The organism is Pantoea sp. EKM10T, from assembly GCF_011800685.1.
Classification (GTDB): domain Bacteria; phylum Pseudomonadota; class Gammaproteobacteria; order Enterobacterales; family Enterobacteriaceae; genus Pantoea; species Pantoea agglomerans.
Genome location: NZ_JAALEU010000016.1, coordinates 41167 through 63017, shown reverse-complemented (window position 1 = coordinate 63017; position 21851 = coordinate 41167). Strand labels below are relative to the sequence as shown.

At 58.3% G+C, this 21851-nt stretch carries 14 protein-coding genes; 12 read left to right on the top strand and 2 right to left on the bottom strand.

Annotation, left to right across the window (positions count from 1 at the left end; translation table 11 throughout):
• Window positions 1-111 precede the first annotated feature (111 nt).
• Together HFD95_RS21095 and HFD95_RS21090 are read right to left on the bottom strand one after the other, a co-directional pair.
• Window positions 112-1455 (bottom strand): carbohydrate porin, encoded by a 1344-nt coding sequence (locus HFD95_RS21095; RefSeq protein WP_163763075.1) that lies wholly within the window; start codon window positions 1453-1455, stop codon window positions 112-114.
• Between the two features lie 209 nt (window positions 1456-1664).
• Complete coding sequence (locus HFD95_RS21090) at window positions 1665-2624, bottom strand: aldo/keto reductase (protein ID WP_010670985.1); 960 nt, start codon at window positions 2622-2624, stop codon at window positions 1665-1667.
• 240 nt (window positions 2625-2864) lie between these two features.
• On the opposite strand from HFD95_RS21090, the gene HFD95_RS21085 reads away from it, so the two are divergent.
• The 12 genes from HFD95_RS21085 to HFD95_RS21030 all read left to right on the top strand — a co-directional run bounded on the left by HFD95_RS21085 (window position 2865) and on the right by HFD95_RS21030 (window position 21826).
• Window positions 2865-4103, top strand: a complete 1239-nt coding sequence (locus HFD95_RS21085; protein WP_033772217.1) for an MdtA/MuxA family multidrug efflux RND transporter periplasmic adaptor subunit — start codon at window positions 2865-2867, stop codon at window positions 4101-4103.
• Complete coding sequence (locus HFD95_RS21080) at window positions 4103-7225, top strand: MdtB/MuxB family multidrug efflux RND transporter permease subunit (RefSeq protein WP_010248179.1); 3123 nt, start codon at window positions 4103-4105, stop codon at window positions 7223-7225. The genes HFD95_RS21085 and HFD95_RS21080 overlap by 1 nt, the downstream gene beginning before the upstream one ends.
• Window positions 7222-10296, top strand: a complete 3075-nt coding sequence (mdtC, locus tag HFD95_RS21075; protein WP_167430685.1) for a multidrug efflux RND transporter permease subunit MdtC — start codon at window positions 7222-7224, stop codon at window positions 10294-10296. The genes HFD95_RS21080 and mdtC overlap by 4 nt, the downstream gene beginning before the upstream one ends.
• Before the next feature lie 51 nt (window positions 10297-10347).
• On the top strand, window positions 10348-11754 hold the full coding sequence (locus tag HFD95_RS21070) for an MFS transporter (RefSeq protein ID WP_031592103.1): 1407 nt from the start codon (window positions 10348-10350) through the stop codon (window positions 11752-11754).
• The gene (gene baeS / locus HFD95_RS21065; protein ID WP_010670989.1) at window positions 11751-13139 is read left to right on the top strand and encodes a two-component system sensor histidine kinase BaeS; all 1389 of its coding nucleotides are present in this window, start codon (window positions 11751-11753) and stop codon (window positions 13137-13139) included. Before HFD95_RS21070 ends, baeS begins: the two co-directional genes overlap by 4 nt.
• Window positions 13140-13145: 6 nt before the next feature.
• Entirely contained in the window at window positions 13146-13853 is a 708-nt protein-coding gene (gene baeR / locus HFD95_RS21060; protein ID WP_010248188.1) for a two-component system response regulator BaeR, read from the top strand.
• A gap of 120 nt (window positions 13854-13973) precedes the next feature.
• Window positions 13974-15356, top strand: a complete 1383-nt coding sequence (yegQ, locus tag HFD95_RS21055) for a tRNA 5-hydroxyuridine modification protein YegQ (RefSeq protein WP_033772224.1) — start codon at window positions 13974-13976, stop codon at window positions 15354-15356.
• A 220-nt stretch (window positions 15357-15576) separates the two neighbouring features.
• Window positions 15577-16476 carry a lipid kinase YegS gene (yegS, locus tag HFD95_RS21050; RefSeq protein WP_033772226.1) on the top strand — a complete coding sequence of 300 codons (900 nt, stop codon included), beginning with the start codon at window positions 15577-15579 and terminating at the stop codon, window positions 16474-16476.
• Window positions 16477-16696: 220 nt separating this feature from the next.
• Window positions 16697-17911: a D-mannonate dehydratase ManD gene (gene manD / locus HFD95_RS21045; protein ID WP_010670990.1), complete on the top strand. Its 1215-nt coding sequence runs from the start codon at window positions 16697-16699 to the stop codon at window positions 17909-17911.
• Window positions 17912-17921: 10 nt separating this feature from the next.
• Complete coding sequence (locus HFD95_RS21040; RefSeq protein ID WP_033788256.1) at window positions 17922-18932, top strand: Zn-dependent oxidoreductase; 1011 nt, start codon at window positions 17922-17924, stop codon at window positions 18930-18932.
• A gap of 82 nt (window positions 18933-19014) precedes the next feature.
• Window positions 19015-20298: an MFS transporter gene (locus HFD95_RS21035; RefSeq protein WP_010248200.1), complete on the top strand. Its 1284-nt coding sequence runs from the start codon at window positions 19015-19017 to the stop codon at window positions 20296-20298.
• A gap of 67 nt (window positions 20299-20365) precedes the next feature.
• Entirely contained in the window at window positions 20366-21826 is a 1461-nt protein-coding gene (locus HFD95_RS21030; RefSeq protein ID WP_167430684.1) for a mannitol dehydrogenase family protein, read from the top strand.
• Window positions 21827-21851 lie beyond the last annotated feature (25 nt).

Below are 21851 nucleotides of genomic sequence, written 5' to 3'. Positions count from 1 at the left end.
ACGGTTCGTCGGCACGACGTCAAAGCCGAAGGTACCGCGTGAGCGGCGCGAGGACGGCCCGGCAGCAGCAGAGGTGCTCAGGCCCGTACTGCGGCTCGCTCGCCCGGAAAATCAGAATGCAATATTGGCGCTGATACCGCCGATAAACGCATCTTTCACTTCACTGACTGCGCCAGGGGCAACCACATACTGCAGGTTAGGACGCAGTGACATCCAGTTAGTTACTTTAGCGTTGTAGTAAACCTCATAGTTGTACTCTGAGCCTTCCTGAATCGGCAGATAGGTCGGGCTGTCAAAGCGGCTCTCGCCATTAGCCTGATTCTGCTGACGCAGTGAGCGGGTATAGTCGCTGTTCACATGAACACGTGATGCGCCCACGCCGATCTCATCCTGAGGACGGGCATCAAACGGGCCTGTCCAGGTAAACGCAATAGACTGGTAGTTGTCGGTCTTTGAGGTCTTGTGATCGTTCATCACCGCCTGCACCCGCACGCCCAGACCGCGATTCACATCGCCATCCTGCGCGGTCAGCTGTTGCTGTAACAGCAGATAGCCGCCATAGGAATGGGCCTGATCCTGATAGCCGCCGTTGCGCCAGCTGCCATAAACATCGCCATCCACTGAGGAATAGTAATAGCCGATGCGGTAGTTACCCGGTAATTTCTCCGGCCCGAAGGTTGGTTTCCAGCCCAGTTCGACCGGCACCAGATTCCCTTCTGAATTGCTGGTATCCAGACGGAAACCATCACCGCGATCGTAGTTAGCGCTGTTCTGATTATAGAAACCGACCTGGAAGAAAACGTCCGGCGTGATATTGAATTTCACCCGGCCGCCCCACTGCGAGACCGGCCAGTTAAACCAGCGATCGCCGCGCCAGTTACCCGCCTGCCCGCTACCCAGCGCCAGGTTCTGGAACAGATTGCCATCGAAGTTATCGAAGTCTTCCCCTACCGTCACCCGCCCGGCTTTCACATCGACCACATCGTTAAACAATCCTTTGCGTAACCAGAACTGGGTCAGACGCCAGGTCTGGCCGCGACCGTAAACCTCCTGCACCGAGGAGAGCATACCGGTGCGTTGATCCGCGACCTGTTCAGAAAGATTCTGTCCGTTACGACTGGTCACGGTCATCTGGAACTCGGCATCCTGCCAGTCCAGCAGCTTCTGCAGATCGAAATTGGTGCCAAACGACCACTGATCGCTGTAGCGCATGGTGGTATTGGTATCTGCCCCGCCGCCTAAATTCGCGGCGCTTTCCATGGTGTAGTTAACGTCAAACTTAATGCCGTCGTCCTGCAGCTGCGTTCGGTACCCGCCCCAGTCACCAAACATCCATTCGGAGTCCGGACTCAGGGCGTCAGCGGCCAACGCCTGCGCGGAAAACATGGCCAGGATCAGGGTGCCGGTTGCCACACGGCGCAGCGGGAAACGCTGCTCTGCTTTTCTGTTTTTCATCTTGCTTATTCTTATGTAAGTTACGGAAAATGACGCGCAGAGGATAGTGCTGGATAACCTCTGTTTTTTGTAAATACGTGCGCATAATTACCCGTAACATCCGTTTATTAACGCATTTGTGATCGGGATCGCTGATTGGTTATTCTCTGGGCGGGGTGCGTATTTTTTGACAGGTGCAGCGTAAAAAGGGGCGCTATCGCCCCTTGTGTTTACTGGCTTGCCTGATTCAGTTGTTCAATCTGCGCCGGGGTCAGCGTCAGCTGCATCGCGCCAGTCAGATCGTCGAGCTGTTTCAGCGAGGTGGCACTGACAATCGGTGCGGTGATGCCGGGACGGGCGATCAGCCAGGCCAGCGCCACCTGCGTCGGCGTCACCTGATGCGCTTCGCTGATAGCATCCAGTGCGTCCAGGATCCGCAAACCGCGCGGGTTAAGGTATTTATCTACGACACCCTGACCGCGCGCGCTTTTACCGGCATCCGCCGCCTCGCGGTATTTGCCACTGAGAAAGCCGCTGGCGAGTGAATAGTAGTTAATAACGCCCAGCCCCTGCGCCATCACCACCGGCTCCAGCTCCGACTCATAGGGCTGGCGGTCATAAAGGTTGTATTCAGGTTGCAGGGTTTCATAGCGCGCCAGCCCCTGCGTTTCACTGACCTGCAACGCCTCCTGCAGCCGTGCCGCGCTGTAATTGGAAGCACCAATCGCCCGCACTTTGCCCTCTCTGATCAGGCTGTCAAAGGCGCTCAGGGTTTCTGCCAGCGGCGTATCCTGATCGTCGCGGTGCGCCTGGTAGAGATCGATATAGTCGGTCTGCAACCGGCGCAGTGAATCTTCAACTGCCTGACGGATATATTGCGGTTTCAGCCCGGTTTTCTCCGGCGACAATTCCATGCCGACCTTGGTTGCCAGCACGATCTGGTCGCGTTTGCCGCTTTTTTTCAGCCATTCACCCATAATGGTTTCCGATTCACCGCCTTTATTGCCCGGTGCCCAGCGGGAATAGACGTCGGCGGTATCGATAAACCACAGGCCTCGATCCACCAGCGCATCCAGCAGAGAAAAGGAGGTGGTTTGATCCACTGTCCAGCCAAACACGTTGCCGCCAAACGTCAGCAACGGCACCGCGATACCACTGTCACCCAACTGCCGGGTTTGATTCTGACTCATTTACTGCTCCTTATTTGCCTGAAAAAACCGTCTGTCTTTCAGCATAGCAAAGTGATTTCACGGCTTTATGACGATTGTGATGCGATTAATGAAAGAACAGGCATAATTACCCCGCCCTGACAGATATCCTTATTTCCTTCAACTTCTGCCCGTCAGAGGCGGCTACACTCTGTCGTTTGCAGGCTACCCATTTGATGCCTGCGCCTGGGACTACGTCACTGCTGGAGAGCACCAACAATCATGAGCACCCGACATCCTGTTATGAAGAAAACCCTTATCGTGCTGGCCCTGATCGCCGTGGCCGCTGGCGGCTATTATGCCTGGCAGCGCCATGCCCAGCCGCAGAGCAGCAGTCAGAGTGACGCACCTGCGCCACGTGGCGGCAAAGGCGGCGGTGACGGTGCCCGTCGTCCCCTCGCGCCGGTTCAGGCCGCTACGGCCACCAGCCAGAGCGTGCCGCACTATCTGAGTGGACTGGGTACGGTGACCGCGGCTAACACGGCCACGGTGCGCAGCCGGGTCAATGGCGATCTGCTGGCAATCCACTTCACCGAAGGGCAGCAGGTGAAAGCGGGCGAGCTACTGGCAGAAGTCGACCCGCGGCCTTATCAGGTGGCGTTAACGCAGGCGCAGGGCCAATTGGCAAAAGATCAGGCGACGCTGGCCAACGCCCGTCGTGACCTGGCGCGCTTCGAGAAGCTGGCAAAAACCTCGCTGGTGTCGCAACAGGAGCTGGATACCCAGCGCTCACTGGTCAGTGAAACGCTCGGCACGCTGAAAGCGGATGAAGGAAGCGTCGCCAGTGCGCAGCTCAATCTTACCTACAGCCGGATCACTGCGCCGATTGCCGGCCGGGTCGGGCTGAAACAGGTGGACGTCGGCAACTACGTCACCAGCGGCGACACCACCGGTATCGTGGTGATCACCCAGACGCACCCGATTGATGTGGTCTTTACCCTGGCTGAGAACAGCATCAGTTCCATTCTCAAGGCGCAGAAAAGCGGTGAATCGCTGCTGGTGGAGGCCTGGGATCGCAGTAATCAGAATCTGATCGCCAGCGGCAAACTGCTAAGCCTTGATAACCAGATTGATGTCACCACCGGCACCATCAAAATCAAAGCGCGTTTTGATAATCAGGACGACACGCTGTTCCCCAATCAGTTCGTGAATGTGCGGCTGAAGGTCAACACCCTGCAGGATGCGATTGTTATCCCACCTGCCGCGCTGCAGATGGGCAACGAAGGCAACTTTGTCTGGGTGGTTAACAGTGACAACAAGGTCAGCAAGAAAAGCGTGATTGCCGGCTTGCAGGATAGCGAGAAAGTGGTGGTCAGCGCCGGTCTGGAGGCGGGCGAACGCGTCGTGACCGATGGGCTGGATCGCCTGACGGAAGGCGCAAAAGTCGAGGTGGTCGCGCCGCAGAGCAACGCACCGCGCGCTACCCGCGCCACCCTGCCGTCAAAAGGAGAGCGTGAGTAATGCAGGTCATGCCTCCCGATCACAGTGGCGGACCGTCACGCCAGTTTATCCTGCGGCCGGTCGCCACCACGCTGTTGATGATTGCGATCCTGCTGGCCGGGGTGCTGGGCTACCGCTTCCTGCCGGTCTCGGCGCTGCCGGAAGTCGACTATCCGACGATCCAGGTCGTCACGCTCTATCCGGGTGCCAGCCCGGATGTGGTCACCTCCTCCATCACCGCGCCGCTTGAGCGCCAGTTTGGTCAGATGTCTGGCCTGAAACAGATGGCGTCGCAAAGCTCCGGCGGTGCCTCGGTGGTGACGCTGCAGTTCCAGCTGACGCTACCGCTGGATGTCGCAGAGCAGGAGGTGCAGGCTGCCATTAACTCCGCCACTAACCTGCTGCCCAACGACCTGCCTAATCCGCCGGTCTACAGCAAAGTGAATCCTGCCGATCCACCGATCATGACGCTTGCCGTCACCACGCGCAGCATGCCGCTGACGCAGGTGCAGGACATGGTGGAAACGCGGGTGGCGCAGAAAATCTCTCAGGTCAGCGGCGTAGGACTGGTGACGCTATCGGGCGGTCAGCGTCCGGCGGTGCGGGTGAAAATGAATGCGCAGGCGCTGGCTGCGCTGGGTCTGACCAGCGAAACGGTGCGGACCGCTATCAGCAATGCCAACGTTAACTCCGCCAAAGGCAGCCTGGATGGTCCGACCCGCTCAGTTACCCTGTCAGCCAATGACCAGATGAAATCAGCGGAGGATTATCGCCAGCTGATTATCAGCTACAAAAACGGCGCACCGGTGCGTCTTGGCGACGTGGCGACCATAGAACAGGGAGCAGAAAACAGCTGGCTCGGCGCCTGGGCCAACCGCGATGCGGCGATTGTGCTCAACGTTCAGCGTCAGCCTGGTGCCAATATCATCGCCACAGCAGATAATATCCGTGCCATGTTGCCCGCCCTGACCGCAGCCCTGCCGAAGTCGGTGGAGGTTAAACTGCTCACCGACCGCACCACCAATATTCGTGCTTCGGTCAACGACACGCAGTATGAGCTGATGCTGGCGATGGCGCTGGTGGTGATGATTATCTATCTGTTTCTGCGCAACGTGCCCGCCACGCTGATCCCGGCGGTTGCGGTGCCTCTGTCACTGATCGGCACCTTCGCGGCGATGTACTTCCTCGGCTTTTCAATTAACAACCTGACGCTGATGGCGCTGACCATCGCCACCGGCTTTGTGGTCGATGATGCCATCGTGGTGATTGAGAACATCTCACGCTATATCGAGAAAGGGGAAAAGCCGCTGACCGCCGCGCTGAAAGGTGCCGGCGAGATCGGCTTTACCATCATCTCCCTCACCTTCTCGCTGATTGCGGTCCTGATCCCGCTGCTGTTTATGGGCGACGTGATCGGCCGTCTGTTCCGCGAATTTGCCGTGACGCTGGCGGTGGCGATTCTGATTTCAGCGGTGGTGTCACTGACCCTGACGCCGATGATGTGCGCCAGGATGCTGAGCGCGGAGTCGCTGCGCAAACAGAACCGCTTTTCGCGGGCCAGCGAAGCGATGTTTGATCGTATCGTGGCCGCCTATGGCCGCGGCCTGAAACGGGTACTTAATCATCCCTGGCTCACGCTGTCGGTGGCGCTTGGCACCCTGGTGCTGACGCTGGTGCTGTGGATGATCATTCCGAAAGGCTTTTTCCCGCAGCAGGACAACAGCATTATTCAGGGCACGCTGCAGGCACCGCAGTCGGTCTCCTATGCCAGCATGGCGCAGCGCACCCGCGATGTCGCCTCCATCATCATGAAAGATCCGGCAGTGGAGAGCATGACTTCGTTTGTCGGCGTGGATGGCACCAATGCCTCGCTGAACAGCGCGCGTCTGCAGATCAACCTCAAACCGCTGGATCAACGCGACGACCGCATTCCTGCTATTCAGCAGCGTCTGCAACAGCAGGTCAGTGAGGTACCGGGCGTGCAGCTGTGGCTGCAGGCGGTGCAGGATCTCACCATCGATACCCAAGCGAGCCGTACGCCCTATCAGTTCACGCTGCAATCGGGTTCACTGTCGTCGCTCAGCACCTGGGTTCCGGCGCTGCTGACCCGGCTCAGCACCCTGCCACAGCTGCGCGATGTCAGCAGTGACTGGCAGGATCAGGGACTGGAAGCCTATGTCAAAGTGGACCGCGACAGCGCCAGCCGCCTCGGCATCAGCATGGCGGATGTCGATAACGCGCTGTACAACGCTTTTGGTCAGCGGCTCATCTCCACCATTTATACTCAGGCGAACCAGTATCGGGTGGTGCTGGAGCAGGACAATAGTGCCACTCCAGGCATGGAGAGCCTGGAGGCGATTCGCCTTAACAGCAGCGACGGCGGCAGCGTACCGCTGAGCGCCATTGCCCGCATTGAACAGCGCAACACGCCGCTCAGCATTAACCACCTCGACCAGTTCCCGTCGGCGACCTTCTCCTTCAACGTGGCTGACGGCTATTCGCTGGAAGATGCGGTGAAAGCGGTGTCGCAGGCTGAAGCCGAGCTTGGCATGCCCGCAGAGCTGATGACGCAGTTCCAGGGCAGCACGCTGGCGTTTGAGGCGGCGCTGAGCAGCACTGTCTGGCTGATTGTGGCGGCTATTGTGGCGATGTACATCGTGCTGGGCGTGCTTTATGAGAGCTTTATTCACCCCATCACAATTCTCTCAACGCTGCCTACGGCGGGTGTCGGCGCGCTGCTGGCGCTGATGCTCAGCGGCAATGAGCTGGATATCGTGGCGATAATCGGCATCATCCTGCTGATCGGCATCGTGAAAAAGAACGCCATCATGATGATCGACTTTGCGCTGGCGGCCGAGCGTGAACAGGGTATGAAGCCTGTTGATGCCATTTATCAGGCCTGCCTGCTGCGCTTCCGCCCGATTCTGATGACCACGCTGGCCGCCCTGCTCGGCGCGCTGCCGCTGATGCTCAGCACCGGCGTCGGTGCCGAACTGCGTCATCCGCTGGGGATTGCCATGGTCGGCGGGCTGATTCTGAGCCAGGTGCTGACCCTGTTTACCACCCCGGTGATCTACCTGCTGTTTGATCGACTGGCGCACGCCACCCGCCGCCGCTTTGCCCGCACGGAGGCCGCAGAGTGAAGTTCTTTGCCCTGTTCATCAACCGGCCCGTCGCCACCACGCTGCTGACGCTGGCCATCGCACTGGCGGGGATGCTGGGTTTCCGGCTGCTGCCGGTGGCGCCGCTGCCGCAGGTTGATTTTCCGGTGATCGTTATCTCGGCTTCGCTGCCGGGTGCCGCGCCGGAGATCATGGCGTCGTCGGTGGCCACGCCGCTGGAGCGTTCACTGGGACGCATCGCGGGCGTCAGTGAAATGACCTCAACCAGTTCGCTGGGCAGCACCCGCATCATTCTGGTGTTTGATTTTGATCGCGACATCAACGGAGCCGCGCGCGATGTTCAGGCCGCGATTAACGCGGCGCAAAGCCTGCTGCCTACCGGGATGCCGTCGCGCCCGACCTATCGCAAAGTGAACCCTTCAGATGCGCCGATTATGATCATGACGCTGACCTCGGATACCTATAATCCGGGTCAGCTCTACGATTACGCCTCGACCCAGCTGGCGCAGAAACTGTCACAGATTGAGGGCGTGGGCGACGTCACCGTGGGTGGCAGCTCGCTGCCTGCGGTCCGCGTGGCCCTGAATCCACAGGCGCTGTTTAATCAGGGCGTCTCGCTGGATGCAGTGCGCACCGCCATTTCCAACGCCAATCAGCGACGGCCGCAGGGCGCACTGGATGATTCGCAGCAGCGCTGGCAGTTGCGTACCAATGACGCGCTGCAGACCGCCAGTGAGTATCAGCCGCTGATAGTGCATTACAACAACGGCGCGGCGGTCAGGCTGTCGGATGTGGCGACAGTCGAAGATTCAGTGCAGGACGTACGCAACGCCGGGATGTCGCGCGGTAAACCGGCGGTGCTGCTGCTGATCCGCAAAACACCTGAAGCCAACGTCATCGATACGGTGGACCGCATCCGCGCCGAAATGCCACTGCTGCATGAGGTGATCCCGGCCGCCATCGATCTGCAGATCGCTCAGGATCGTTCACCCACCATTCGCGCCTCGCTGCATGAGGTGGAGCAGTCGCTGGTGATCGCCGTGGCGCTGGTGATTCTGGTAGTGTTTGTTTTCCTGCGTTCGGGCCGCGCCACGCTGATCCCCGCCGTCGCGGTGCCGGTTTCACTGATCGGCACCTTCGCCGCGATGTACCTGTGCGGCTTCAGCCTCAACAACCTGTCGCTGATGGCGCTGACCATCGCCACCGGCTTTGTGGTGGATGATGCGATTGTAGTGCTGGAGAACATTGCCCGACACGTAGAAGCGGGCATGAAGCCGCTGGCCGCCGCGCTGAAAGGGGTGCGTGAAGTCGGCTTTACCGTGTTGTCGATGAGCCTGTCACTGATTGCCGTGTTCCTGCCGCTGCTGATGATCGGCGGACTGATTGGCCGCTTCTTCTCAGAATTTGCCATTACGCTGTCGGTGGCTATCGTAATCTCGCTGTTTATCTCGGTCACCCTGACGCCGGTGATGTGCGCCTATCTGCTGAAGCCGCACGCGCCGCGCAGTCAGCCGCGTCAGCGCGGCGCGGGCCGGTTACTGATGGCGATCCAGCAGGGCTATGGCCGCTCGCTTAGCGTGGTACTGAACCATGCGCGCTGGGTGATGGTGCTGTTTTTCGCCACCATCGTCCTGACCGGCTGGCTGTTTGTCCATATTCCGAAAACCTTTATGCCGGAGCAGGATACCGGACGACTTTCCGGTTTTATCTCTGCCGACCAGAGCATTTCGTTTCAGGCGATGCGCAGTAAGCTGCAGGATTTTATGGAGATTGTCGGGGCCGATCCGGCGGTAGAGAGCGTGGTGGGCTTCACCGGCGGGATGCGTACCAACAGCGGCTCTATGTTTATCTCGCTGAAGCCGCTGTCGGAGAGGAAAGAGAGCGCAGTGGAGATTATCGCCCGCCTGCGCAATAAGCTGGCGAAAGAACCCGGGGCGAGTCTCTATCTGAATGCGGTGCAGGATCTGCGCGTCGGCGGTCGGGAATCGAATGCCGGTTATCAATATTCCCTGCTGTCGGACGACCTTAACGCCCTGCGTGAGTGGGAGCCAAAAATCCGTCAGGCGTTCTCTGCCCTGCCACAGCTGGCGGATGTGAACTCCGATCAGCAGGATAAAGGCAGCGAAATGGCGCTGACCTATGACCGGGAAAGTATGGCGCGGCTTGGCATCGATGTCTCTCAGGCCAATGCCCTGCTGAATAACGCCTTTGGTCAGCGTCAGATCTCCACCATCTATCAGCCGCTTAACCAGTACAAAGTGGTGATGGAGGTCGATCCGCGCTACACCCAGGATATCAGCGCCCTGTCGCAGATGTTCGTGATAAACAGCGAAGGTAAAGCGATTCCGCTGTCGTGGTTCGCCCACTGGCAGCCCGCGAATGCGCCGCTCTCGGTCAATCATGAAGGGCTGTCTGCCGCCTCGACCATCTCATTTAACCTGCCGGAAGGGGTGTCGCTGTCGCAGGCGTCGGAGGCAATTGAACGCACCATGACCGCGATTGGCGTGCCCTCCAGCGTGCGCGGCAGCTTTGCCGGTACGGCGCAGGTGTTTCAGCAGTCGCAAAGCAATCAGCTCTGGCTGATGCTGGCGGCGATTGCGGCAGTCTATATCGTGCTGGGGATCCTCTATGAGAGCTATGTCCATCCGCTGACGATCCTCTCTACCCTGCCCTCGGCGGGTGTCGGTGCACTGCTGGCGCTGGAGCTGTTCGATACGCCCTTCAGCCTGATTGCGCTGATCGGTATTCTGCTGCTGATCGGTATCGTGAAAAAGAACGCCATCATGATGGTCGATTTTGCGCTGGAGGCAGAGCGCAACGGCCAGCTCAGCGCGCGGGAGGCAATTTTCCAGGCGTGCCTGTTGCGCTTCCGGCCGATTATGATGACGACGCTGGCGGCGCTGTTTGGCGCGCTGCCGCTGGTGCTGACCAGCGGCGACGGCGCAGAGCTGCGTCAGCCGCTGGGGATTACCATTGCAGGCGGGCTGGTAATGAGCCAGTTACTGACGCTCTACACCACGCCGGTGGTCTATTTAATGATGAATAAATTGCGCCGTAAAAAACGCCCGCTGGCCGCCGCGCAGCAGCCGTAACAGGTATGGCAGCAGCAGGCATCGGACGTGACGCCTTTATCGGGGGGATCGATGAGTACGCAAAGCACTAACGTCCGCTGGCAACTGTGGATTGTTGCCATCGGCTTCTTTATGCAGACGCTGGATACCACCATCGTGAATACCGCGATCCCGTCGATGGCGCACGATCTGGGTGTCAGCCCGCTGCACATGCACTCGGTCATCGTCTATTACGTGCTGACGGTGGCGGTGATGCTGCCGGTCAGCGGCTGGCTGGCCGATCGCTTTGGCGTGCGCAACATTTTCTTCTGCGCGATTGTGCTGTTCAGCCTGGGATCACTGCTGTGCGCCCTTTCCGGCACCCTGGACCAGCTGGTGCTGTCGCGGGTGGTTCAGGGGATTGGCGGGGCCATGATGGTGCCGGTGGGTCGCCTGACGGTGATGAAAATCGTGCCGCGCGAACAGTATATGTCCGCCATGACGTTTGTCACTCTGCCCGGCCAGATTGGCCCGCTGCTGGGTCCGGCGCTGGGCGGTGTGCTGGTGGAGTACGCCAGCTGGCACTGGATCTTTCTGATCAATATCCCGGTCGGCATTGCAGGCGCTATCGCCACCCTGATGCTGATGCCCAACTACAGCATGCAGACGCGGCGCTTTGATTTCGGCGGTTTTATCCTGCTGGCCGCCGGAATGGCAACCCTGACACTGGCGCTGGATGGTCAGCGCAGCAGTGGCGGCTCTCCGCTGCTGCTGGGTGCCATGATCCTCATTGGTATGTTCTCTCTGCTGTTCTACCTGATGCATGCGCGCGGCAATGATAATGCGCTGTTCAGCCTGAAGCTGTTTGATAATCGCATCTACTCCATCGGCCTGCTCGGCAGTTTTACCGGCCGCATCGGCAGCGGCATGCTGCCCTTTATGACGCCTATCTTTCTGCAGCTCGGCATGGGTTACAGCCCGTTTCACGCCGGTCTGATGATGATTCCGATGGTGCTGGGGAATATGGGGATGAAACGCATTGTGGTGCGCATCGTCAATCTCTTTGGCTACCGCAACGTGCTGGTGATGTCGACCGTGGCACTGGCGCTGGTGGTCCTGCTGTTCCCGCTGGTGGCAATTCTGGGCTGGGTCTGGCTGCTGCCACTGGTGCTGTTTCTGCAGGGCATGGTCAACGCCATCCGCTTCTCTTCAATGAATACCCTGACGCTGAAGGAGCTGCCCGATGAGCTGGCGTCCAGCGGCAACAGCCTGCTGTCGATGATTATGCAGCTGTCGATGAGTATCGGCGTTACCGTGGCCGGGCTGCTGCTGGGGGCATTTGCTCAGGAAAGCGCAGCGAACAGCACGGCGGAACATCAGATGTTTATTTATACCTACCTTTGCATGTCGCTGATTATCATCCTGCCCGCGCTGGTGTTCTGGCGCGTGCCGCCACAGGTGAGTACCAACGTTGATTTGCGACGCCGGAGAAAAAAATGAGAGATAACCTGCGCCTGGGCATCGGGGCCAAACTGTTTATGGCGATTTTCGCCACCTGCATGCTGGTGCTGATTACCATGCACTGGGGGGTTCGCCTCAGTTTCGAGCATGGCTTTGTCGACTACATTAAGCGCGGCAACGAGCAGCGGTTAAATCTGCTCAGCGATGCTCTGGCCGATCAGTATGAGCAGCACGGCAACTGGGATTTTTTGCGCCACAACGACCGGCTGGTGTTCACCATGCTGCGTTCGCTGGAGCAGAATCCCGACAGTAACAGTCAGCTGCCGCCGCACGGCTGGCGCACCCAGTTCTGGATCCTCGATCAGCAATATAAAGTGCTGGCCGGGCCAAAATCGCCGGTGCCGCCCGAAGGCACGCGACGCAATATCACCACCAGCAATAATAAAGTGGTCGGCTGGGTCATCGGCTCGCCGCCGGAGCGGCTGACGCGCAGCACCGACATTAACTTTGATCAGCAGCAGCGGCGCACCAGCTGGATTATCGTCGGGCTGTCCACGCTGCTGGCGGCGCTGGCAACCTGGCTGATGGCGCGCGGTCTGCTGGCTCCGGTCAAACGACTGGTTGACGGCACCCATCATCTGGCGGCCGGTAATTTTGCCACCCGCGTTGAGGTCAGCAGCCGGGATGAGCTGGGCCAGCTGGCCAGGGACTTTAACCTCCTTGCCAGCTCGCTGGAGAAAAATGAGAGCATGCGCCGCGCCTTTATGGCCGATATCTCCCATGAATTACGCACACCACTGGCGATCCTGCGCGGTGAACTGGAAGCGATGCAGGATGGCGTGCGCAAACTGACGCCGGAAGCGATCGCCTCGCTACAAAGCGAAGTGGTGGTGCTGACCAAGCTGGTCGACGATCTGCATCAGCTGTCGCTGTCCGATGAGGGCGCCCTTGCCTACCGCAAACAGGCAACCGATCTGGTGCAGCTGCTGGAAGTGACGGCAGGCAGCTTTGCCGAACGCTATCGTGCACACGGGCTGACGCTGAAACTCAATCTGCCCGATAACGCCCCCTTCTTTGGCGATCCCGACCGCCTGATGCAGTTGTTCACTAATCTGCTGGAGAACAGCCTGCGCTACACCGACAGCGGGGGCCGGGTTGAAGTGACGCTGAACTATGAGGCACCCAACTGGCGCATCGAGTTTGATGACAGCGCACCGGGCGTGGATGGGGAACATCAGGCCCAGATTTTTGAGCGCTTCTTCCGCACCGAAGGCTCGCGCAATCGCGCCAGCGGTGGCTCGGGCCTGGGCCTGGCCATCTGTAAAAATATCGCTGACGCGCATGGCGGCGATATTCATGCGGCGCACTCTGATTTAGGTGGACTGAAAATCGCGCTACACTTGCGCTATGTTCCCCTTGTGTAGACGCTTATGAGCCTGGAAAACCACGACCCGCTGATTCTGGTGGTCGAAGATGAGCCGAAACTGGCGCAGCTGATGATCGATTATCTGCATGCCTCGAACTACCGTACCCATCACATTGCTGACGGCAACGCGGTGCTGGAGTACGTGCGCCAGACGCCACCGGACCTGATGCTGCTGGATTTGATGCTGCCAGGCACCGACGGTTTAACGCTGTGCCGTGAAATCCGTCGTCATTCCGAACTGCCGATTATTATGGTCACCGCCCGCACCGAGGAGATCGATCGGCTGCTGGGGCTGGAACTGGGCGCGGATGACTACATCTGTAAACCCTTCAGCCCGCGTGAAGTCGTGGCGCGAGTTAAAACGATTCTGCGCCGGGTAAAACGGTCGGCGGAAGAGCCGCAAAGCGCCTCGTTACTTCGCGTCGATGAGAGCCGCTTCTTCGCCAGCTGGCGCGACAAGCCGCTGGATCTCACGCCGGCGGAGTTCCGTCTGCTGAAAACGCTTTCGCTGGAGCCGGGCAAGGTCTTTTCACGCGAACAGCTGCTTAACCATCTCTATGATGACTACCGCGTGGTCACGGACCGCACCATCGACAGCCATATAAAGAACCTGCGGCGCAAGCTGGAGACTCTCGATAGCGAGCAACCTTTTATCCGCGCCGTCTACGGCATGGGCTATCGCTGGGAAGCCGATGCCTGTCATTTGATCTAGTTTGATCCCGATCAATTTACTTCCCTTTTCTCACTGCCTACAATTCCGCACCTTTTGCAGGGCTTCACTGCCCTGCACCTGCCGCCTGAGGCGACATGCTGACCTGACATCAGTGAGAAAATCATGAAACCCGAACTGCTTTCCCCCGCTGGCACCCTGAAGAACATGCGTTACGCGTTTGCTTATGGTGCCGATGCCGTCTATGCCGGCCAGCCGCGCTACAGCCTGCGGGTGCGCAACAACGAATTCACCCACGAAAACCTCGCGCTGGGCATCAGTGAAGCGCACGCGCTGGGTAAAAAATTCTACGTGGTAGTGAACATTGCGCCGCACAACGCCAAGCTGAAAACCTTTATTCGTGACTTAGCGCCGGTAGTGGCGATGCAGCCCGACGCGCTGATCATGTCCGATCCCGGCCTGATCATGCTGGTGCGCGACGCTTTCCCGACGATGCCGGTTCATCTGTCGGTGCAGGCCAATGCGGTTAACTGGGCCACGGTAAAATTCTGGCAGCAGATGGGGCTGAGCCGGGTGATTCTGTCACGCGAGCTGTCGCTGGAGGAGATCGCCGAGATCCGCCAGCAGGTCCCGGAGATGGAGCTGGAAGTCTTTGTCCATGGCGCACTCTGCATGGCCTACTCCGGTCGCTGCCTGCTCTCCGGCTATATGAACAAACGCGACCCGAATCAGGGAACCTGCACCAACGCCTGCCGCTGGGAGTATAAAGTGGCGGAGGGTCAGCAGGATGAGGTGGGGAATATCGTCGGTATCCACCAGCCTGTCGCCGTACAGGATGTGACGCCAACGCTGGGCGTTGGTCAGCCCACCGACAAGGTGTTTCTGCTGGAAGAGAAGATGAAGCCCGGCGAGGTGATGAGCGCATTCGAAGATGAGCACGGAACCTACATCATGAACTCGCGGGATCTGCGCGCGGTTGCGCACGTGGAGCGGCTCAGCGAGATGGGCGTTCATTCGCTGAAGATTGAGGGACGCACCAAGTCCTACTACTACTGCGCCCGCACCGCTCAGGTTTATCGCCGGGCGATTGATGATGCCGCTGCCGGTAAGCCGTTTGATCCCTCACTGCTGTTAACCCTGGAAGGCCTGGCACATCGTGGCTATACCGAAGGCTTCCTGCGTCGCCACACTCACGACAGCTACCAGAATTATCAGCAGGGCTTTTCGGTGTCCGACCGCCAGCAGTTTGTCGGCGAATTCACCGGCGAACGCCGGGGCGAATGGGCTGAAGTGGCGGTGAAGAATAAGTTTATGCTGCACGACAGCGTGGAGATCATGACGCCTCAGGGGAACCTGAATTGCCAGCTGGACGCGCTGCAGAATGCACGTGGTGAGCCCACTGAAGTTGCCCCGGGCGATGGCCATCGCGTCTGGCTGCGGGTGCCAGAGGAGGTGGATCTGCGTTTTGCACTGCTGCTGCGCAACTTCGATCACGGTGAAGATACCCGGGACCCTCATAATCGTTTACCAACGGAAACATTTTGAGGAAATCAGAACAGGATCACAGACCCCTGCGCGGCGCTGCTTTATAGTCCCGCCTGCTGCTAACGAGTAACAATAAACGGCAGATTTACCAGGAACCACCTCATTTACCCGCCCGGCTCCCCCGTGCGGGTTTTCTTTTTTCTCTCTTTCGCCAATAATTTACTGCTGGCAGCTGTGTTATAAATCCCTTCTTACTCTGTAGATCTTCAAGGAACGCAAAATGGATAATAAACCGCTTACGCTGCTCATCCTGAATGGGAAAGGCGCGGGTAATGATGATCTGCGTGAAGCTATTACGACCCTGCGTGAAGAAGGCTTCGACATTGCGGTGCGTGTCACGTTTGAAAAAGGTGACGGCGATCGGTACGTTAAAGAGGCCATTGCGCTGCAGGCCGCGACCGTGGTGGCCGGTGGTGGCGATGGCACCATCAATGAAATTGCGACAGCGCTGGCTTCTTCTGAAGCGGATCATCGCCCGGTGCTGGGCATCCTGCCGCTGGGTACCGCCAACGATTTTGCCACCAGCGTCGGCATCCCGGAAGAGATGGAACCGGCACTGCGACTGGCGATTCAGGGCAAAGCCAGTGCCATCGATCTGGCCAGGGTAAACCAGAGCCACTACTTCATCAATATGGCGACCGGCGGGTTTGGCACCCGTATCACGACTGAAACGCCGGAAAAGCTGAAGTCGGCGCTGGGCGGCGTCTCCTACTTTATTCACGGCCTGATGCGCATGGATACGCTGAAACCGGATACCTGCGAGATCAGCGGCCCCGATTTTGCCTGGCAGGGTGATGCGCTGGTGATCGGTATCGGTAATGGTCGTCAGGCGGGCGGCGGTCAGCGGTTATGCCCTTCTGCCCTGATCAACGATGGCCGACTTGACGTCAGTGTTGTCACCGCGCAGGAGTTGCTGCCTACCCTGCTGCACTCGCTGACCGGCGACGATGACAATCCCGGCATCGTGACCACGCAACTGGAGTCACTGACGATCCGTTCTCCGCATGAGATGACCTTTAACCTCGATGGCGAGCCGCTTTCCGGGCGCGAATTCGTGATTGAGGTGATGGCGGGCGCGCTGAGCTGCCGCCTGCCGCCGCAGTGCGCGCTGCTTGCCTGAACCGACATCAGGGGCGAAAGCCCCTTTTTCTTCTGCTCCCATTAGCGCCCATTTTCTCCGTAACATCCCTCCTGCTGCCTCGCTTTATCACGCCTTAACGGGCGTTTTCAGGCAATATAAACACTCTGTGATTCCGTTCACAACTCTGCCACCCTAACTTGTATGGTAGTATTAAAGAGCGTACTTTTTCATCATTAAACGCTGACTTAAGGCAACCAGGATGAAAATTGTTAAGGCAGAAGTATTTGTAACCTGCGCAGGCAGAAATTTTGTCACCGTAAAGATCACCACCGATCAGGGTCTGACCGGCATTGGCGACGCAACGCTGAATGGCCGTGAATTACCGGTCGCCTCCTACCTGAAAGATCACGTCTGCCCGCAGCTGATTGGCCGCGATGCGCATCAGATCGAAGACATCTGGCAATATTTCTACAAGGGCGCTTACTGGCGTCGTGGCCCGGTCACCATGTCCGCTATCTCGGCCGTCGATATGGCACTGTGGGATATCAAAGGCAAAGCCGCCAATATGCCGGTTTATCAGCTGCTGGGTGGCGCATCACGCACCGGCGTGATGGTCTATTGCCACACCACCGGCCACTCCATTGATGAAGTGATGGATGACTACGCGAAGCACAAAGAGCTGGGCTTCAAAGCGATTCGCGCGCAGTGCGGCGTTCCGGGCATGAAAACCACCTACGGCATGGCGAAAGGTAAAGGTCTGGCCTATGAGCCTGCAACCAAAGGCAACTGGCCGGAAGAGCAGCTCTGGTCAACCGAGAAATACCTCGATTTCACCCCGAAACTGTTCGCCGCCATCCGTGACAAGTTTGGTTTCGACGAGCACTTGCTGCATGACATGCATCATCGCCTGACGCCGATTGAAGCGGCGCGTTTTGGCAAGAGCGTGGAAGATTATCGCCTGTTCTGGATGGAAGATCCGACGCCTGCTGAGAATCAGGAGTGCTTCCGCCTGATCCGCCAGCATACCGTTACGCCGATTGCCGTGGGTGAAGTGTTCAACAGCATCTGGGATTGTAAGCAGCTGATTGAAGAACAGCTGATCGACTACATCCGCACCACCATTACGCATGCGGGCGGCATTACCGGTATGCGGCGTATCGCTGATTTTGCCTCGCTCTATCAGGTGCGCACCGGCTCGCACGGTCCTTCTGATCTCTCCCCTGTCTGCATGGCGGCTGCACTGCACTTTGACCTCTGGGTGCCGAACTTCGGTGTGCAGGAGTACATGGGCTTCTCCGAACAGATGATGGAGCTGTTTGATGCTAACTGGACCTTTGACCAGGGCTACATGCATCCAGGCGACAAACCCGGTCTCGGCATTGAATTCAACGAGAAACTGGCGTCGAAATATCCCTATGAACCTGCCTATCTCCCGGTCGCCCGTCTTGAAGATGGCACCCTGTGGAACTGGTAAGGAGAAGCTGATGAAAAGCGTTGTTATTGAACAGCCGGGTGAACTGGTGGTGGCTGAACGTCCGCTGCCACAACCTGCGGCGGGCGAAGTCCGGGTCAAAGTGGCTTATGCCAGTATCTGCGGCTCTGATGTGCATATCTGGCACGGGCATAACCCGTTCGCGAAATATCCACGGGTAATTGGTCACGAATTTTTCGGCGTCATTGACGCGGTGGGCGACGGTGTTGATCCGGCCCGGCTGGGCGACCGCGTGGCGGTGGATCCGGTGGTGAGCTGCGGCAGCTGCTATCCCTGCTCGGTAGGCCGTCCCAATGTCTGCACCACACTGCAGGTGATTGGCGTGCACCGTGACGGCGGCTTCAGCGAGTTTGCGCTGGCTCCGGCAAAAAATGCTTTTTCCCTGCCGGACAGCATCCCCGATCGGCTCGCCAGTCTGGTTGAGCCTTTCACGATCGCCGCCAATATCACCGCATTTCTCAAGCCGCAGCCAGACGATGTGGCGCTGATTTACGGTGCCGGTCCGATGGGGCTCACTGCGATTCAGGTGCTGAAGGGCGTCTATAAGGTTAAAAAGGTGATGGTGGTAGATCGCCTGCCGGAAAGGCTGGCACTTGCAGAGCAGAGCGGTGCCGATCAACTGTTCGATAACAGCGAAATCCCGCTGGCGGCACAGCTTGAGGGCGTGCAGCCTACGCTGATTATCGACGCGGCCTGCCATCCCACCATTCTGGCTGAAGCAGCTGCCCTCGCCTCACCGGCCGCGCGCATTGGCCTGCTGGGTTTCTCCGGCGAGCCGTGCAGCATTACTCAGCAGAGCCTGACCAGCAAGGAGCTGTCGCTGTTTACCTCACGTCTTAACAGCAATCGTTTCCCCCAGGTGATCGAATGGATGGAAAAAGGGTTAATCCAGCCAGAGAAACTGGTCACGCACTACTTCCCGCTGCAGGAGATTGAGCGTGCGATGACCCTGTTTGAAAAAGATCCGCGCACCTGCTGCAAAGTCATACTTCAGATGGGTTAATTATCCGCTGAACACCAGGTCTCCTCAGCCGGTGCGTACCCGCCGGCATGACTATAAAGATAAAACAGATCACGGAGTTTGTATGTTCAAGAATCTGCGCTGGACCCTCGTTTTGCTGCTGTTCCTGGTTTACATGATTAACTACCTCGATCGTGTCGCCCTGTCGCTGACGGTGCCGCTGGTGGAAAAAGATCTGGCGATCAATGCTGAGCAGTTTGGCATGATCTTCGGCAGCTTTTTCTTTGGCTATGCCCTGTTTAACTTCCTTGGCGGCCTTGCTACTGACCGCTATGGCCCTAAAATCGTGCTGGCTGTGGCGGTAGGAGCCTGGTCCATTTTCTGCGGCATGACCGCACTGGCCACCGGCTTCTGGTCGCTGCTGATCCTGCGTGTGCTGTTCGGCATGGCTGAAGGCCCGATCTGCTCCTCGGCCAACAAAGCGATTAACGGCTGGTTCCCGAAAAAACAGGCCGCGACGGCCATGGGCTTACTGAGTGCCGGATCACCTTTGGGTGGCGCGGTCGCTGGCCCGATCATTGGTTATCTGGCGCTCGCCTATGGCTGGCGTCCGGCGTTCGTAATTGTCTGCTGTATCGGACTGGTGTGGATGGCGTTCTGGCTCTTCTTCGCCGCTGACAATCCGGCGAAGAGCAAGCGTGTCAGCGAAGAGGAACGTCTGCTGATTGATCGCCTGAAAGCAACGAACCCGAATGATGAAGTTGATCTGTCGGAAACGTCACATCCGTTTGGCTACTACCTGCGCCAGCCGATTATCCTGGTCACCGCTTTTGCCTTCTTCTGCTACAACTACATTCTGTTTTTCTTCCTGAGCTGGTTCCCGGCCTACCTGGTGCAGGCGCACGGCCTGGATATCAAATCGATGAGCATCACCACCATGATCCCGTGGATCGTCGGTTTCGTTGGCCTGGCGCTGGGTGGCTGGATCTCCGATAAGATCTTTAACATCACCGGCAAGCTGTTGTTGTCCCGCAAAATTGTGCTGGTGGTCTCACTGCTGGCCGCCGCAATTTGTGTGGCGCTGGCGGGTACGATAAAAGATGTGGTGCCTGCGGTAATTATGATGTCGGTGTCGATTTTCTTTCTCTATATCACCGGCGCAATCTACTGGGCGATTATTCAGGATGTGGTGCACAAGAGCCGTATCGGCAGCATCAGCGGCTTTATCCATCTGGTGGGTAGCCTCTCCGGCATCATCGGGCCCATCGTCACCGGGTTTATTGTTCATCACACCGGTAAATTCGATAGCGCCTTTATCCTGGCGGGCTGTGTCGCCGCGCTGGGTGCCTTCCTGGTGTTATTTGTGATTCGCAGTCCGAAAACCCAGGATAAACCGGTTTCGGTCTGAGTGTTGTTTCGTTAACAGATGTATGATTTCGGGGCGCTTTGCGCCCCGTTTGCCATAAGGATGGACTATGTTACAGATTGATCGCCTGCCCGCTGAGGTCAAGCGCCCCGCTTACGACCGCAGCCAGTTAAAAACCCGCATGGTACATATCGGTTTTGGTGCATTTCACCGCGCCCATCAGGCGCTCTGCAGCGATAAGCTGGCTGAACAGGGCAGCGACTGGGGTTATTGTGAAGTGAACCTCAACAGCGGCGCGTTGATTGAGGCCCTGCGAGAGCAGCAGCTGCTTTATACCCTCACCGAGATGGCCGATGATTCATTGCATACCCGGGTGATTGGCGTCATTACTCAGGCACTGCACGGCAAAAGTGACGGTATTGAGGCGGTGATCAATGCCATGAGCCAGCCTGAGGTGGCGATTATCTCCATGACCGTCACCGAGAAAGGCTATTGCCACCAGCCTGCCAGTGGCAATTTAAATCCCGATCACCCTGACATCGTGCATGACCTGCAGAATCCGCATTCGCCGCGTTCGCTGCCCGGTCTGATTCTGGCCGCGATTCGCCGCCGACGGGATCAGGGCTTACCCGCCTTTAGCGTGATGTCCTGTGACAACATGCCGGAAAATGGTCACGTGACCCGCAACGTTGTTGTGCAACTGGCACAGCATCAGGATCCGGCCCTGGCAGACTATATTCAGCAACACATTACCTTCCCCTCCACCATGGTCGATCGTATCGTTCCGGCCATGACCGATGCGGCGTTTGCGGCACTAGGCGCGCGTCTGGGTTCCGATGACCCGGTTGCGGTTGAAGCGGAGCCCTTCTTTCAGTGGGTGATTGAAGATAACTTCGTCAATGGCCGTCCGGCGTGGGAAAAAGCGGGCGCAGAACTGGTCAGTGACGTTCTGCCCTATGAAGAGATGAAACTGCGCATGCTGAATGGCAGCCACTCTTTTCTGGCCTATCTCGGCTTCCTGGCCGGTTATGAGTACATCAGCGACTGCGTGGCCGATCCCCATTTCCGCGCCGCCGCCCGTTCACTGATGATTGATGAGCAGGCGCCGACGCTGCGTACCCAGGGCGTGGATCTCAACGCCTATGCCGATTCGCTGATCGCCCGTTACGAAAACCGTGCCATTAAACATCGCACATATCAAATCGCCACTGACGGATCGCAAAAATTGCCACAACGCATGCTCGACAGCCTGCGCTGGCATCTGCAGCGCGGCAGCCGCTGCGACCTGCTGCTGCTGGGCGTGGCGGGCTGGATGCGCTATGTCGGCGGCATCGATGAACAGGGTCAGCCGATTGAGATCCGCGATCCGCTGAAAGCCACGCTGGCAGAGACGGTTGCCGGAAGCGAAGAAGGCGAAGCGCGTGTCCGTGCGCTATTGGGTCTGCGCGACATCTTTGGCGAAGATTTAGCGCAGAACGCCGATCTGGTGGCCCGACTGACGACGTATTACCAGCAACTGACGACTCAGGGCGCGCGGGCGACGGTGCAACAGTGTATGAGTCAGGCATAATAGCCTGGTGACAAAGCGCTGGCGC